Here is a 15,508-nt window from a genome sequence, read left to right on the forward strand (position 1 = left end):
TCATGTTTATTGCAATTTAGATTCTATGAAAGGTAGGTTTTTTATGAGTAATTACCATAAAGATGGAGAAATAGCTACAGCCATTTATACGGTTAACAAGCATGCAAAAACTGCCCTCGATAATCGACCACTCTACACATTAAAACGCCTAGCTCTAGAGAAATTGATTTGTTCAGGTCGCGCTAAAAAGTTAGGTCTGCATTTTGTCAAAAACCCACGCTATAGTCAACAACAATCCGCAGTGGTCATTCAATGTGCTGATTATTATTTTCACACTTTACCCAAAAAAGAAGATTTTAATCAATTGCCTCACCTAGGACATCTTGATGAAACATATCGTAATCCACGTAGGAAAATGGGACTCAATGTAGCTAAGAGTATATTGAATGATTTCTTAGATTTAAAATGTACTAAAAAGCTACCTAAAAAGAATAAATTGACACCAAAGAAAATTCACGATGAAAAAAAGAAACATGATTATTATAAAAAAAGCAGTTATTTTTATGGCCATTAATTCAAATTACGCAGAAAAGGATTTGTCCTCAAGCTCCTTTTGGACAAATCCTTTTCAACGAAGCCCGAAAAGCAATACAAGATCGTTTTTTTCTATGACCAGAAACCGAAGAACCAAATGACTTTTATAGTATCTTTATTAGTACATAGGTCTATCTTAAAAGTGAATTACCATACTTTTAAGGTAGACCATTTCTATTTCTTATAATACGTATTCATCCACTTTTAAAATCAATTCGGCAATTTCTGGTTTACTAATTTGATCTTCTGCTCCTACTTCTTCGCCTTTGTGTCGCAAATCATCGGTTATTAAGCTAGAGAAAATGATGATTGGCAATTTTTTTAATATTGGATGTGATTTGACCTGCTTTGTTAAATGGTGACCATCCATTTGTGGCATTTCAATATCGGTTACCATCAATTGAACATATTTAGTAATATCATCTGTTTTTTCCACGATACCTAATAGATAATCTAAAGCATCTTTTCCATTTTCAAAGAACTCAACATTTGCATAACCAGCTTCAAGCATAGTATCATGCAACAATTTGCGTAATAATGGAGAATCCTCTGCAATGATAATTTTCTTTTCTGAACGTTCGCGGTTTCCTAATTTTTTTACAGAAGCTACATTAATACCTGAGTCAGGGTTAATGTCTACCATAATCTTTTCAAAATCTAACAATAATAGCATGATGCCATTTCGTTTTATGACACCAATTACTTGTGAATTACCACCTTGATACATTTCTGATGGCTTTTCAATTTGATCCCATGATATACGATGTATCTGCGTTACATTGTCAACATGAAAAACAACACGTTGTCGATTAAATTCAGCAACAATATATTTTTGCTGTTCGCTATATGGGGTATTCATCAAGCCTAATACTTTTTTCATATCTACGACAGGCAATACTTCACCACGTAATTGAATAATACCTTCAACATGGGGGTGAGCATGTGGGATAAATGTTACCGGAATCGGTTGAATAATCTCTTTTACTTTAATAACATTTATACCAAATTTATTAGAGCCTACTTCAAATTCGACAATTTCCAGCTCATTTGTGCCGCTTTCTAGTAAAATACCTTTGTTTTCATTCATGCGGGCTTCCTCCTTGAACACTACTTCTTATTGCTTCAATTGTACCATATATGCACAATTACTCCCATATCAATTCGTGACATTCGTCCGAACTCTTAAATGGATAAGCAACCCGATAATTGTCATTATGATTAATGTAGATAGCGCAATTCGGCTCGCGATAGTACCATAGTCCCTCAGTAATAAAGTTACAGTTCCGTAGATAACTGGACCGATTATAGATGAAACTTTCCCTGAGAAAGCAAATAATCCAAAGAATTGGCCTTGTTTCTCCTTAGGTGATAATTCGATAATCAGAGTTCGTGATGTAACCCACATGGAGCCAAGCGAAATACCAAACATGCTGCCTGCGATCCAAAACATCCAAGGATTTAAAGCAAATACAGCAAATATTAATGCCACAATCATTAATATCGACACACAAGTTACTGCAGATTTTGCACCTATTTTCTTCGTAATATACCCAAATGCTATAGAGCCAATAATCGTTGAAATGGTCGAAACTAAATATAGTAAGATAAACTCATTAGATGTAAATCCTACAATAGCTGTTGCATAAACTGCCATCATGGCAATCGTCGTTGCGATGGCATCATTTATAAAGAAATAAGCAATCATAAAGGTGAAGATCGCTTTATACTGTTTCATATCTTTAAACGTTGTAATAATTTCTCTATAGCCATCTAAAAAAGCTGTCCGATTACGCTCACTTTTAGGAATTGGTTGATCTTTATTGATTAAGAATATTGGCAATGAAAAAAGCAAATATAATACCGCTGTCGGAATAAAAGCCTTATGAAAATCCGAATTACCAACGTATAGATAAACTAACAATCCAAATAGTGTTCCTAAATAACCGATTGCAACACCAAATCCTGAAATTAGCGGCATTTCTTCTTTTGTTCCTAAATCTGGCATCATTGCATCATAAAATACTAAACTAGAATTGAAAAAGAATTTGGCAATCACAAAACTAACGACTACATAAAATAAACTAATAGGAATCCCTGCATTTGATATACCAAAATCGATTGAACTAAAAACTCCCATTAAAAAAGTAAAGAGAATTGAAATTAAGGCAAACCATACAATAAATTTCTTTTTAAAACCTGTACGGTCAATCCATACTCCAAATAATGGTGAAAAAATTACTAAGAAAAAGCTCGCAATGGCATTTGCATAGGATATAAAGGTACTTGCAACTTGCTGTTTCACTTCATCTGTACCTAATGTTTCATCCATGTAAAATGGAAAGAAAATGGTATTAATATTCGATGAAAAAATCGTGTTTGCAAAATCATAAAAGGCCCAGGATAATATAGGTAAAGATAAATATAAAGCAATTGAGCTACGTGCTTTCTTATTACTAAACTGTTTCTCCATAGCCTCCACCCCCAATAGAATATTATTCCATACGACACGAATTATTTCCTTTGTTTCATCAAAAATTTACAATTCCCTTACAAAAAAATAAGTTGATCAAAAGAAACTTTTGATCAACTTATTTTTTGATTGTATATTCTTAATTTGTATAGAAATCAATTAATGCCTGTGTTCCGTTTTCATCATATCCCTTAGCAGCCAACTCATCATACATTTGTTTTGCAAGTGTTAGTCCTGGCAATTCTAGATGCATGAGCTCTGCTTCTTCTAAAGCGATACGCATATCTTTGATAAAGTGTTTTATATAAAATCCTGGAGCTTTATCACCATTTACCATACGAGGCGCTAAATTGCTTAATGACCAAGATCCTGCAGCACCTGCCGAAATAGATTCTAATACAGTGTTAATATCTAAACCTGCTTTCTTGCCATATGCAATAGCCTCACAAACGCCTATCATATTCGTTGCAATCGCAATTTGGTTACACATTTTTGTATGTTGTCCTGCTCCTGCATCACCTTGATAAACGATATTTTCTCCAAAGACTTCAAACAAAGGTAATACTTTGTAAAATACAGCTTTATCTCCTCCAACCATAATGGATAGCGTTCCATTTTGAGCTCCCACATCTCCTCCAGAAACTGGAGCATCTAAAGCTTCCATGTGTACTGATTTAGCATGTTCTGCGATTTTTTTCGCTAAAGTGGGTTGTGAAGTCGTCATATCAACAACAATTGTCCCTGCTTTACTATTTGCAAATATACCGTGATCAGCAAAATACACTTCTTCTACATCCTGTGGAAAGCCTACCATCGTAAAAATGATATCTGATTTTTGTGCTGCTTCTCCAGCAGTGCCATACCATTTGGCCCCTAATTCGATTAACGGCTCTGCCTTAGCTTTCGTACGAGAATAGATATGTACTTCTTGTCCATCTTTTAATAAATGCTTAACGATACTTACGCCCATTACACCAGTACCAATAAATCCAATTGACCCTTTATTTGTCATGATTGTTCCCCCTGCTAATGTGTTAACCATATTGTACCAGACTTTTAGGGGATTTTTAATTCTCGGGTTCATAAGGAATCGAACGTAAGCTTAACAGACCTAAAATAAAAAGAGCAGATACCTAAAGTATCTGCTAAGAAAGGGGGAAATGAGATTGTTGCTGTGTTCTTTATTACTATTCCACCCATTAAAATATTTAAACCTAAATTCCGAAAAAAAGATGATTTTTTTTCATTTCACTCGGAGAACGGTTTAATGCTTTATTAAATCAATGTTTATAGAATACTCATTCATCTCATTACCATTTTGTAATTGATAGGTATTTAATAATTGATCTAACTTTTTACTTAAGCGGATGGTTTCAACATTTGAAAAACCATTCTCAATCCCAGAGCGAATCATTTTCTCTCTTGTTTTTTCCAACTTTTTCAAGATGGATTCAGACATACACCATCCTCCTTTCAGCAAAATTCATGTTCATTATTATACTATTATTCCCACATTTTCGGAAATGAAAGTTCCGACATTATTCGACAATTCAACTTCTAGCTTCTTCCAAGTAAACATAGACTATATTACCACCTTGTTGTGCAATTCCTTGAAAATGCTTAAAATCTTCTCTTTCAACCAATGCTTCTCTTAATGAATAAAATTCATTTTTTTCAACTTTTATCTCTTTTATTGTTCCATTCTTTAACTCTTCTAGTTTATTTTTATAATCATTCATATTAATAACTTCCTTTTCGTATGTTGTAAAAAAAATAAAATATAATTCTCTACAGATATTACTTTACGTGTGAACAATTTTAAGGCAAACTGTAAAGTATTAGTAGATGAAGGGACTGATTTTCATGAAAATAGCTGAAATTGGAAATATTATTGAGTTTGGTGATGGTCTTAAAGGTATTGTCGAAAAAATAAACGAAAACTCTGTAATCGTAAATCTCACTTACATGGAAAACTTCAATCAATTAGATGTGGAAGAAAGAACAGTTGTAAACCATAAGCGCTACAAAATTTTAGCAAATGTTGCTGAAAAATAGCGAAGAAAAATCTTCATAAATTTTTACATACCATGCTTACAATTACTTTCTAACAGTTACAATTATTTCAGATCATCAAAGCATTAATGGCCATCCTTCAAATTTTGTTGGGTGGCATTTTTTTATAGAAGAATTAATAACGGAAGGATTCAAATTTATTGTTCAATACATTGGTTGAAAGTATTCTATTTATTATTATGATTCACAATGTCATGGTAGCACTTCCATCCTATTATTACCATTTATTAATCCTGTAACCTGCATTTTTTATATCTATTCTGCTTTAACGTTACATCCCCAAGTCACAACGCTTTCTCGCTCGCAATTTCAAGAGATGTTTTCTATTTGAAAGATTTTGTGATATTCAGGTCTAAACGAAAATTCAGTATTATTATCTATCTTATCTTCTGGACTCAATAAAAAAACGAGTAATGAACCAATCATCACTCGTTTTTGTTTTAAAGATTAATACGATAAATCTTTAATTGAAAGTCCTAACTTTTTTAGCAACACTATAGCTTGTTCCTTTTCTTCTGAAGATAGAACGTTTGTTAACTCATGCAATTGTTGTTCATGTCTTGGGAAAAGCTCGTCCATAAACGCCTTTCCATCATCTGTAATTTCCGCATACGTGATTCGGCGATCTGATGGACAAGAAATACGTGATAAATAACCACGTTTTTCAAGCTTATCAATTACATACGTAATGGAGCCACTTGCCAATAAAATTTTATTTCCAATCTTTTGCAAGGGTTGACGCCCTTTATGATAAAGTAATTCTAATACTGCGAATTCTGTTGGGTTTAAACCATTTTCTTGGAAGAACTGATTCGTGCACTCATTAATCGCTTTATTTGCTCTAGAAAGTACGATAAACAATTTTAACGATTGGTTCACTTCTTCTGATGCCATAATATTCATCCTCTATTTCGATTATCTTGATTTAAAACTATTATAGCGATACGGTAGAAGTTTTGTCAAAACATGCTTTTCTTAAACCGGATAATAGAAATTACGTTTCATCTGTAACTTAGGGAAATTGATGGCCCTATCATTTTCTGCCACGCGATCATTTTGACTTTTTATAACTTGAGGAAACACAAGTTCGAAAGTAGTTCCTTCCCCTTCTTTACTTGTTGCAAAAATTTTCCCACTATGTTCTTCAATTGTTTTTACTACAAATGGTAGGCCTAATCCTGTACCCTCTGCCTTTGTTGTATAAAATGGAAGGAAAATATTTTGCAATTGTTGCTCTGACATACCTGTCCCATCATCTTTGATTGTTAAAGTTACTGTATCATAGTAATCTACATACTGTTGAATTGTAATATTACCACCTGCAGGCATTACTTCAATCGCGTTTTTTAATAAATTGATTAATACTTGTTTCATTTTATTTTTATTCCCTAAAATAAAATCGTCTTGATATATATTCTTTTCGTATACTATTTGAATGTTTTGAATTAGTGCTCGAGGTTGCATTAACTCAATTGTTTGATCAACAAGTTCTCCAATTGAAAAAACTTTCATTTCGTATTCACCAGGTTTTGAAAGATTTAAAAATTCATTGACAATGCTTTCAATTCTCTGTATTTCACTATCAATAACTGATAAATAGCGTTTATTCTCGTCAGTTGCAGTCATTTTCATCAAATCTGTAAAACCTTTGAGAGAAGTCATAGGATTCTTAATCTCATGAGCGATACTTGCTGCCATTTCACCAATCATTTGAAGAGTTTGTTGGTGTTCAATTTGCTTAATTAACATAGTCTTTTCTGTTTCATCACGTATTGTGGTTAAGTGAATATCAGCTAAACTATCATAGTTGCACATTAATTGTACGTAACGAATGCCGTCTTTAGTTGGAACTTGTATTGTTACTTCTCCATTTCCTGTTTCAACTAATTTATTAAAAAATCTTTGAATTTCACTTTTATCTTTTGGGAAAAGTGTTAATAATATTGTTGAATATTGTCCAATAAAGCCTTTGCTAGAAATATTAAGTAACTTTTCCGCCATTTCGTTCATTTCGAGAATTTTGCCTTCTGCATCAGTTAATATGAACCCATTTCCAGGTTGATCAAATACACTTTGATATTTTGCTTCTATATCATAGTGCTTTTCAACTTTGGAAGGCGCTTCGGAATAATGAAAGCATAGTAAAATCCAATCGTATACATCTGAATAATAGCTGGTAACTTTCATATCCTCAATCTTGTAATATAAAGTATCAATCGTCATTTTTTCAGCTATATACGAATGACTTTTAGTATTATCAATCATTCTTTTCCAAGTTTTATAGGATTCTTTGTTAAACCAACTACTAATATTTACATCTTCTTCAATTTGTAATAGATTTTGAGCTAATTCATTTGCATACAAAATATGGTATCTATGATCCACAATAACGATTGGTTCTTCACATTCTTGAAACGAAAAATCAAAAACTTGAAAAATTTCCTTAGCCATTAGATACTCACCAAGCCCTTCTTTTTTATACTTATATGAATCTTGTCCAAAAACTATGACAAATTCTCTTATATTTTTAATGATAATGTATATAGTAATATTCAGATTATTCCATAAATTCCAACTATTTAAAATAGGTATTTGTACTTATATTAATTTCGTTATAATTATTCTGTTACCTTTTATTCTAATAGGTCTATGTAAAATATTCAATTAATTTCCACAATAACTTTTTAACTAGAGGAGCTTTTACATGAATATCGTTCTTGCTACATTAAATGCTAAGTATATTCATACCAATATTGCTATTCGGTATTTGAAATCATACGCTAAACCTGAATTCGACCCTATCTTAGCTGAATATACTATAAAGGATCCATCGTTTAACATCGTGTCAGATCTTTATCAAAAAAAACCAGATATTATCGGTTTTAGTTGTTATATATGGAATATCGAAGAAACTATTCGCGTTATTCGAATGATAAAAAAAGTGAGTCCAAATACTAAAATTATTTTAGGTGGTCCAGAGGTTTCCTATGATGTTCATGATTGGTTACATCGTATTAAAGAAGTCGATTATATTATTATGGGAGAAGGCGAATTATCATTCAAACAATTGCTTCTTCATTTAGACGGCCAGATTCCACTAGATGATGTACCTGGTATCGGTTATTTAAAAGAAGGTAAAGTCATTATTCATCCTGCTGCATCTAAAATTGATTTACGTGAAATACCTAGTCCATTCCGTTTCGAAGAAGATATTCCACATATTCCAAAACGGATTGCTTACATCGAAACGAGTCGAGGTTGTCCATTTAATTGCCAGTTTTGTCTTTCTTCTATTGAAGTTGGCGTTCGATACTTTAATCGTGAGAAAATCAAAAACGATATTCGATATTTAATGGATCATGGTGTTCGCACAGTAAAATTTGTCGATCGAACATTTAACATAAGTAGAAGCTATGCGATGGAAATGTTTCAATTTCTTATAGACGAGCATAAACCTGGTGTAGTGTTCCAGTTTGAAATAACAGCAGATATTATGAGACCTGAAGTTATTCAATTTTTAAATGACAATGCACCTAAAGGATTATTCCGCTTTGAAATTGGTGTCCAATCGACAAATGATTTAACAAATGATTTAGTCAAACGCCGTCAAAACTTCACTAAACTTTCTCGTACTGTCAATATGGTAAAAGAGGGCGGGAAAATTGACCAACATTTAGATTTAATTGCTGGATTACCTGAAGAAGATTATATGAGCTTCCGTAAAACTTTTAACGATGTATTTGCGATGAGACCTGAAGAATTACAGTTAGGATTTTTAAAATTATTACGTGGTACTGGTCTTCGATTACAAGCAAAACAATTTGGCTACCAATATATCGATATGGCTCCTTATGAAATCTTTGCTAATAACTTATTATCATTTGACGATATCCTACACATTAAACAGACTGAGGATATTTTAGAAAAATACTGGAATGATCATCGAATGAATAGCACAATCGAGTTTTTAGTAACAGAGGTATTTGACTCGGCTTTCGACTTTTTCCAAGAATTCGGAACCTACTGGGATGAACAAGGCTGGTCTCGTATCGGTCATCAGTTAGAGGACTTATTTACTCGCTTATTAGAATTCTTAGAGCAACGTGGCAATGTTCCAATAGATATTGTTACCAATTTAATGCAGCTCGACTATTTAAAAGCGCAACAATTCCAACCTCGTAAAATTTGGTGGCAAAATCGAACACAAGAAGATGCATCAAAAGCAATTTTCAAAGCTTTACGTGAAAAACCTGAGATAGTAGGTTTAGAATTTGCAAGTATGAATATTGTAGAAAAAGATTTATACAAGCATACATTGCTAACGCCATTTAGCATTAACTATGATGCATATATAAATGGAGAAATAAAAAAACAAAAAGGCTATTTATTCACTTTCTTCCGCAAAGACGGATCACCTTACTTTGCTACAATTGATGAAACAAAATTAGCATAAAGTACTCAGCTTGATTATACTGTCCATTAATGAGAGTTAGATCTCTCTAACCAAATAATAAAAAGGGATTTCTAATAAGCTTAAACAGCTTATAGATATCCCTTTTCTCTTTGCTTTATAGCCTAATATGATTATCCAATTATTACACGTTCTTTTGGGTAATGATAATTTGTTTTTTTAGATTTCCCGCCTATCGAATATAAGAAAGAAATTATTCCAACCCTTCCTATGAACATTAGAACCATCATAACGACTTTACCAAATGCTGATAAATGTTCTGTTAAACCCAGCGACATTCCAACTGTCCCGAACGCAGATGTAATTTCAAAAATAATTTGCATTAGTGTCGCATTTGGTTCTGATAATGTTAAAATCATTGTTGCTACAAATACTATGAAAATCGATACAATAATGACTACGTAAGAACGGTATACATCAATCATATGAATTTCACGATGGAAGATTTGAATTTCTGTTTTATTCCTTGCAAAATTGATCAAGAAAAGAATGGCAACCGCAAAAGTTGTCGTTCGAATACCTCCTCCAACAGAATTTGGCGAAGCCCCAATAAACATTAGTGCACTTAGAAAGATGTCTGTCGCTTCATTGAAATTCGTTATATCAACTGTTACGAATCCTGAAGATCTTGCAGATAGAGAATGGAACATCGCTGTAAACAATGCTTCATGCCAGCTCATTCCTTTAAACGAATGGAAAGATTCTAATATTAAGATCCCTAATGAACCGACAACAAATAGAATAGCGTAAGTTGAAGTTGTAATTTTCGTGAAAAGAGAAAACTTAAAATTCTGGTCTGTATTTGAAAGGAATCTTTTTACTTCAATTAATACTGGAAATCCAATAGTTCCTAATACCATCATGATCATATTAATCAATTGTACGAAATAATCATGATGAAAAGGTTCCAAAGAACTTCCTGTTATATCAAAACCTGAGTTAGTTGTGGCAGAGATTGCAGCAAATAATCCGTTATAAAGAGCCTCTTTAAATGTGTCATAATACTGTGTAAAATAAAGAGTTAAAATTGTTGCCCCTATGAATTCAATCCCCAATAATATTTTAAGAATCTCTTTAATTAAATGTACTACACCTGATAGATTATATTGATTATGGTCTACCATAATTAATTGTCTTTCACGTAAACCAATTTTTTTCCCGAACAAAAGCCATGTGAAGGTACCTAATGACATAATACCGATCGCACCAAGCTGCATAATTAAAGTCAGCATCACAATTCCAAAGGTAGTATACGTCTCTGAAATATTGACAACTGATAATCCCGTAACACTTACTGTACTTACAGCTGTAAACAAACTATCTAATAAGGATACATGTACACCATCTTGATGCACACCTGGTAATCTTAAAAGAATAAATGAAATAGCTATAGCAACAAAGTAATATGAAACGATCGCTTGGAATGGCGTTGAACGCTTATTTAATTCTTTAGCTGTTCCCATAATATCGATCCTTTCACTCTTGAAACCATGATACAATCAATTGTATGCAAAATAAGACAAAAAAGAAAGAGCCTTATAATATTCAACTTATAAATTTCATTATATAAACACTATATAAAATAACCATTCCCCAAATTGATCAAAAAAAAATCCTATTCGAAAATTCCTGCGAATAGGATTTCAAATTCTTATATATGTTTGGTTTGATTCGCTACTAACTTCTTTTTATTTCGTACACCTGTGATATAACCACCCAGAGCTAATAAGATGAGAACGCTCCAGAAAATACTTTTCCATAATACGGAGTGAGGGAAATGTTCATCTAATATTCCAACTTTAGGATGTGCTAATGTCATCACAGTTAGTTTTACACCAACCCATCCAACAATTAAGAATGCAGCTGTTTCAAGGGATGGGTATAGTTGTAATATGCGCACAAACCATTGCGCTGCAAATCGCATAATGATTAAACCGATAATACCACCTAAGAACATCACTGCAAATTGGCCGCCATTAATACCACCAATATGGAAGCTACCCAATTCAGGTAAAGTTACAGCGAGTGCAACTGCTGCTAACATCGAATCAATAGCAAAAGCTAAATCGGCCAATTCTACTTTTACAACGGTAGCCCAAAATCCAGATGCTTTTTTCTCTTTCTGCTGCTCCTCCTCACCGCTTTTATGTTTTCGCATATCATAAATATGTTTACAACAAATGAACAGAAGATACGCAGCGCCAATTGCCTGTACCCACCACCAGTTAACCAAAAATGTAATTAAGAACAGTGCAGCAAAACGTAATACAAATGCACCTATTAATCCATAAAACAATGCTTTTTTCTGTTGTACTGGTGGCAAATGTTTGACCATGACAGCCATTACAACAGCATTATCTGCTGCTAATAATCCTTCCAACACAATCAGTACTAATAATACCCATCCATATTCCAATAATATCGTATCCATCCAATTTCCTCCTTTTTACACAAAAAATAAAAGACCCCTGCCTAAAAAGGCAAAGGTCTCGCTTAGCAATTTGTAAAAGTAAATTTTGCTCTCATACCCGATGACAGTTAAGTCATGTAATGACGAGTATAAGGTAGGTTTCCCAATAGCTACTCCCCTTTGACAATAATGTCAAAAGTTATTTAGTTTTTGTATAAGCCTAGTATAAAGAAAAATGCTCTAAAAGTAAATGGGGTTACCTGACTATTTTATTTCAATTTGATATTTCTGATTATTTTTATGTTCTTCATAATATTGAATCATAGTCGGAATTGTATTGATGAAATCTGCACATTTAATTCCTGAATCCTTTAATAAGGTATTTGCAATTGTTGTATCAAAACTTGCATTCCAAGTTAAATAATCAAGTGCTTCGTACTCAACACCAAGCTTTTTACGAATAGTGTGAATACCCAATGATGCCTGAGCAACTTTTAATGGAATATGGCCTTTTGGTGTTTTACCCGTTATTTCTTTTACAAAAGCACGATATACTTCTTGAACGGGGTGAGGATTCGGATCTGTTAAATGAACAGTGGTACCTCTTGCTTCCTCAAGTTCACTCAAATAAACGGCAGCTTCAAAAATATAATCTACAGGAACTACATTAATTTTGGAAGTAGAATGGCCGATATAGGGTAGAATTGGCAACTTTTTCAACCGATCAATCATATTCAGTAAAAAATAAGGACCATCAAACTTTATCGTTTCTCCCGTTTTGGAATCTCCACGAACGATACCTGGCCGTATGATTGTAACAGGAAGGCGGTCTTTTAGCATGTCTACTGATAATTCAGCCTCGAACTTCGTTTCCTCATAAAAGTTTTTAAATCCATCTGGACGTACAAGTTCTGTCTCAAGTAAATTTCCGATGCGAGTTCCTGCAACATATGCCGTACTAAAATACATATAGCGTTTTAAATGGTGTAACTCTTCTACAAAGAGGTTCATCATCTCAGTACCCCGTACATTAACTTTCCAAGCAATAGGTCTTGGTACGGCTAAATCATAGATAGCAGCTAGATGCCATACGACTTCCACTTGATCTTGTAGCATAATTATTATTTCATCACTTAAATCTAATTGTGGTAAAGTAATATCTCCTTCAATTAGTACAATCTCTTTGTCTGGAAATTGTGTTAGAATAGCCTGTTTCTCTTTTTCGGCCTTATCAAATTGAGTAGCTAAAACAATGGCGTAAACACGTTCATAATTATATTTTTTAAATGCCTCGCGAATGATCCTACTTGCAATAAACCCCGGAAATCCAGTAAAAAAGGCTACTATCATTAATCCCCCCCCTTTCTATTGTTATAAGAATGGCAAATTTAACACTCATTTAGGAATTATATTATCAATATATCATCAGCACTTATATTGAATCCCGTTCATATTTACAAAACTTTAAAAGTACGTTAATTTACTAGAATCATCCATCATTAGGCAAAGAAATTGCAATGCTCGTATTCTATTATCATAATTATTATTCAGAATATTTACAAATATTTTGTTGCATGAATCAATTTAAGAAATCCAATTTTGGTTATAAATTCGAACAATTTCAAATAAACAATTCAATAATTCGGAGAATATTTTATTTCTAGTATTTACTTAGTATGCCTCTCCAGATGGCGCTTGATAGCCATTATTCTAATAGATATGGCATATAACAATTGCTCATTTAATGTTCGTGTTTTTTATCAAATCTTTGAATTATGAAATTGATCCATATATATTTTAAAAGAAAAAGACTGTAGATCAACTCGAATTTCTTCTAGTTGATCTACAGTCTTATATGATTTATAATCCATCGCTTTGTGCTATTAGCAACATTAAACAATGCGATTATTAAAGCAAGCTATATAATCGAATGTCTGGGTTTTTATCAGTGAACCAACGCATTGCAAATTCATTTTCAAATAAGAATACAAGGTTACCAAAACGGTCATGTACCAACATACTACGTGGGCCTGACATTGATTCCTTAACGTCTTCCTCATTTTCAATCCAACGTGCCATTTTGTTGCCGATTGGTTCCATACGAACATCAACATTGTATTCGTTATTCATACGATTTTCGAATACTTCAAATTGAAGTTGACCAACTGCACCAAGAAGCACGTCTTCTGTATGAAGCGTTTTGTAGTATTGAATTGCTCCTTCTTGTACGAGCTGTTCAATACCTTTATGGAAATGTTTTGATTTCATAACGTTTTTCGCAGTTACACGAACAAATAGTTCTGGTGTAAACTGTGGTAATTTTTCAAATTGGAATGTTTTCTTACTACCAACAATGGTATCACCGATTTGATAGTTACCTGTATCATATAAACCAATGATATCCCCAGCAACCGCTTCATCTACAGTTTCACGATCATCCGCTAAAAACTGTGTAGATTGTGTCACTTTAAAGGATTTATTAGTACGTGTTAAAGTGACATTCATACCACGCTCGAATTTACCAGATACGATACGTACGAAAGCAATACGGTCACGGTGTGCTGGATTCATATTCGCTTGGATTTTGAATACAAAGCCAGAAAATTCCTTATCTAAAGGTTCTACAAGAGCTTCATCTGCAGTTAAACGAGGTTGTGGTGTTGGAGCAAATTTTAAATACGTTTCTAAAAATGTTTGTACACCAAAGTTAGTTAAAGCAGATCCAAAGAATACTGGAGTGAGTTCGCCTTTAATAATGCGTTCTTCTGAGAACTCATTACCAGCCTCGTCTAGAAGCATAATGTCGTCCATTGCTTGTGTATAATAGGATGTTTCTTTCATGTCATGTTCAACAGCAAGCTCACCATTGTCATCTAATGGTAAGAAACGATCTTCTTCATCTGTACGGAATTGTTCGATACGTTTATTATAGCGATCATAAATACCAAGGAATTCTTTCCCCATACCAATTGGCCAGTTCATTGCATAAGCTTGTATGCCCAATACTTCTTCTAATTCTTCCATCAATTCAAGAGGTTCTTTACCTTGACGGTCTAACTTGTTGATGAAAGTAAAGATTGGAATACCACGCATACTACAAACTTTAAATAATTTTAATGTTTGCGCTTCAATCCCTTTGGCAGCATCGATAATCATAACAGCACTATCTACTGCCATTAAAGTACGATACGTATCTTCAGAGAAATCTTGGTGCCCTGGTGTGTCCAAAATGTTGACACGGCAACCATTATAGTCAAATTGCATAACAGATGATGTTACAGAAATACCACGTTGCTTTTCGATTTCCATCCAGTCAGATGTTGCAAATTTACCTGATTTTTTTGCTTTAACAGTACCTGCATCACGAATGGCACCACCAAAGTATAGTAATTTTTCTGTCATTGTCGTTTTACCAGCATCCGGGTGGGAAATGATGGCGAAAGTACGACGAGCTAATATATCTTGTTCAAGCTTAGAACTCATTTCTTTATCTCCTTCTAATCAATTCGTCTTATTATAAATTAAAATATCCAAATGAAGACATTTTTTT

14 protein-coding genes are annotated in these 15,508 nt (G+C 33.3%); 3 read left to right on the forward strand and 11 right to left on the reverse strand.

What is annotated here, in order from left to right:
• Window positions 1–43: 43 nt before the first annotated feature.
• A complete protein-coding gene (locus tag ACIQ4I_RS07125) occupies window positions 44–514 on the forward strand; it encodes a YkyB family protein (RefSeq protein WP_403094471.1) in 471 nt (156 codons plus the stop codon).
• Window positions 515–715: 201 nt separating this feature from the next.
• Here the strand turns inward: ACIQ4I_RS07125 and ACIQ4I_RS07130 are convergent, their stop codons facing one another.
• From ACIQ4I_RS07130 to ACIQ4I_RS07150, 5 genes are all read right to left on the reverse strand, one after another.
• Window positions 716–1,621, reverse strand: coding sequence for a chemotaxis protein (locus ACIQ4I_RS07130; RefSeq protein WP_403094474.1), 906 nt, complete (start codon window positions 1,619–1,621; stop codon window positions 716–718).
• Window positions 1,622–1,690: 69 nt separating this feature from the next.
• The gene (locus ACIQ4I_RS07135) at window positions 1,691–3,004 is read right to left on the reverse strand and encodes an MFS transporter (protein WP_403094477.1); all 1,314 of its coding nucleotides are present in this window, start codon (window positions 3,002–3,004) and stop codon (window positions 1,691–1,693) included.
• Between the two features lie 139 nt (window positions 3,005–3,143).
• The gene (locus ACIQ4I_RS07140; RefSeq protein WP_403094479.1) at window positions 3,144–4,016 is read right to left on the reverse strand and encodes an NAD(P)-dependent oxidoreductase; all 873 of its coding nucleotides are present in this window, start codon (window positions 4,014–4,016) and stop codon (window positions 3,144–3,146) included.
• A 252-nt stretch (window positions 4,017–4,268) separates the two neighbouring features.
• On the reverse strand, window positions 4,269–4,463 hold the full coding sequence (locus tag ACIQ4I_RS07145; RefSeq protein WP_403094482.1) for a Spo0E family sporulation regulatory protein-aspartic acid phosphatase: 195 nt from the start codon (window positions 4,461–4,463) through the stop codon (window positions 4,269–4,271).
• Window positions 4,464–4,554: 91 nt separating this feature from the next.
• Window positions 4,555–4,743 (reverse strand): hypothetical protein, encoded by a 189-nt coding sequence (locus ACIQ4I_RS07150; protein WP_403094484.1) that lies wholly within the window; start codon window positions 4,741–4,743, stop codon window positions 4,555–4,557.
• A gap of 124 nt (window positions 4,744–4,867) precedes the next feature.
• Between ACIQ4I_RS07150 and ACIQ4I_RS07155 the strand changes: the two genes are divergently transcribed.
• Entirely contained in the window at window positions 4,868–5,059 is a 192-nt protein-coding gene (locus ACIQ4I_RS07155) for a YkvS family protein (protein ID WP_403094486.1), read from the forward strand.
• Window positions 5,060–5,524: 465 nt separating this feature from the next.
• Here the strand turns inward: ACIQ4I_RS07155 and ACIQ4I_RS07160 are convergent, their stop codons facing one another.
• Together ACIQ4I_RS07160 and ACIQ4I_RS07165 are read right to left on the reverse strand one after the other, a co-directional pair.
• On the reverse strand, window positions 5,525–5,971 hold the full coding sequence (locus ACIQ4I_RS07160) for a MarR family winged helix-turn-helix transcriptional regulator (RefSeq protein ID WP_403094488.1): 447 nt from the start codon (window positions 5,969–5,971) through the stop codon (window positions 5,525–5,527).
• 81 nt (window positions 5,972–6,052) lie between these two features.
• Complete coding sequence (locus tag ACIQ4I_RS07165) at window positions 6,053–7,528, reverse strand: ATP-binding protein (RefSeq protein ID WP_403094491.1); 1,476 nt, start codon at window positions 7,526–7,528, stop codon at window positions 6,053–6,055.
• Window positions 7,529–7,781: 253 nt separating this feature from the next.
• Between ACIQ4I_RS07165 and ACIQ4I_RS07170 the strand changes: the two genes are divergently transcribed.
• Complete coding sequence (locus ACIQ4I_RS07170) at window positions 7,782–9,530, forward strand: B12-binding domain-containing radical SAM protein (RefSeq protein ID WP_403094493.1); 1,749 nt, start codon at window positions 7,782–7,784, stop codon at window positions 9,528–9,530.
• 131 nt (window positions 9,531–9,661) lie between these two features.
• On the opposite strand, the gene ACIQ4I_RS07175 is transcribed toward ACIQ4I_RS07170, so the two are convergent.
• The 4 genes from ACIQ4I_RS07175 to ACIQ4I_RS07190 all read right to left on the reverse strand — a co-directional run bounded on the left by ACIQ4I_RS07175 (window position 9,662) and on the right by ACIQ4I_RS07190 (window position 15,441).
• Window positions 9,662–11,011 (reverse strand): TrkH family potassium uptake protein, encoded by a 1,350-nt coding sequence (locus tag ACIQ4I_RS07175; RefSeq protein ID WP_403094496.1) that lies wholly within the window; start codon window positions 11,009–11,011, stop codon window positions 9,662–9,664.
• Window positions 11,012–11,199: 188 nt separating this feature from the next.
• A complete protein-coding gene (locus ACIQ4I_RS07180) occupies window positions 11,200–11,979 on the reverse strand; it encodes a TerC family protein (protein WP_403094498.1) in 780 nt (259 codons plus the stop codon).
• Window positions 11,980–12,222: 243 nt separating this feature from the next.
• Window positions 12,223–13,308: an SDR family oxidoreductase gene (locus ACIQ4I_RS07185; RefSeq protein WP_403094501.1), complete on the reverse strand. Its 1,086-nt coding sequence runs from the start codon at window positions 13,306–13,308 to the stop codon at window positions 12,223–12,225.
• A 558-nt stretch (window positions 13,309–13,866) separates the two neighbouring features.
• Window positions 13,867–15,441 carry a peptide chain release factor 3 gene (locus tag ACIQ4I_RS07190; RefSeq protein ID WP_403094522.1) on the reverse strand — a complete coding sequence of 525 codons (1,575 nt, stop codon included), beginning with the start codon at window positions 15,439–15,441 and terminating at the stop codon, window positions 13,867–13,869.
• Between the last annotated feature and the right edge of the window lie 67 nt (window positions 15,442–15,508).

Source organism: Rummeliibacillus sp. NPDC094406, assembly GCF_044763875.1.
Taxonomy (GTDB): Bacteria; Bacillota; Bacilli; order Bacillales_A; family Planococcaceae; genus Rummeliibacillus.

Coding starts and splice junctions, on each gene's coding strand:
- ACIQ4I_RS07125 (WP_403094471.1), top strand. CDS start 44: ATGAGTAATTACCATAAAGATGGAGAAATAGCTACAGCCATTTATACG.
- ACIQ4I_RS07130 (WP_403094474.1), bottom strand. CDS start 1,621: ATGAATGAAAACAAAGGTATTTTACTAGAAAGCGGCACAAATGAGCTG.
- ACIQ4I_RS07135 (WP_403094477.1), bottom strand. CDS start 3,004: ATGGAGAAACAGTTTAGTAATAAGAAAGCACGTAGCTCAATTGCTTTA.
- ACIQ4I_RS07140 (WP_403094479.1), bottom strand. CDS start 4,016: ATGACAAATAAAGGGTCAATTGGATTTATTGGTACTGGTGTAATGGGC.
- ACIQ4I_RS07145 (WP_403094482.1), bottom strand. CDS start 4,463: ATGTCTGAATCCATCTTGAAAAAGTTGGAAAAAACAAGAGAGAAAATG.
- ACIQ4I_RS07150 (WP_403094484.1), bottom strand. CDS start 4,743: ATGAATGATTATAAAAATAAACTAGAAGAGTTAAAGAATGGAACAATA.
- ACIQ4I_RS07155 (WP_403094486.1), top strand. CDS start 4,868: ATGAAAATAGCTGAAATTGGAAATATTATTGAGTTTGGTGATGGTCTT.
- ACIQ4I_RS07160 (WP_403094488.1), bottom strand. CDS start 5,971: ATGGCATCAGAAGAAGTGAACCAATCGTTAAAATTGTTTATCGTACTT.
- ACIQ4I_RS07165 (WP_403094491.1), bottom strand. CDS start 7,528: ATGGCTAAGGAAATTTTTCAAGTTTTTGATTTTTCGTTTCAAGAATGT.
- ACIQ4I_RS07170 (WP_403094493.1), top strand. CDS start 7,782: ATGAATATCGTTCTTGCTACATTAAATGCTAAGTATATTCATACCAAT.
- ACIQ4I_RS07175 (WP_403094496.1), bottom strand. CDS start 11,011: ATGGGAACAGCTAAAGAATTAAATAAGCGTTCAACGCCATTCCAAGCG.
- ACIQ4I_RS07180 (WP_403094498.1), bottom strand. CDS start 11,979: ATGGATACGATATTATTGGAATATGGATGGGTATTATTAGTACTGATT.
- ACIQ4I_RS07185 (WP_403094501.1), bottom strand. CDS start 13,308: ATGATAGTAGCCTTTTTTACTGGATTTCCGGGGTTTATTGCAAGTAGG.
- ACIQ4I_RS07190 (WP_403094522.1), bottom strand. CDS start 15,441: ATGAGTTCTAAGCTTGAACAAGATATATTAGCTCGTCGTACTTTCGCC.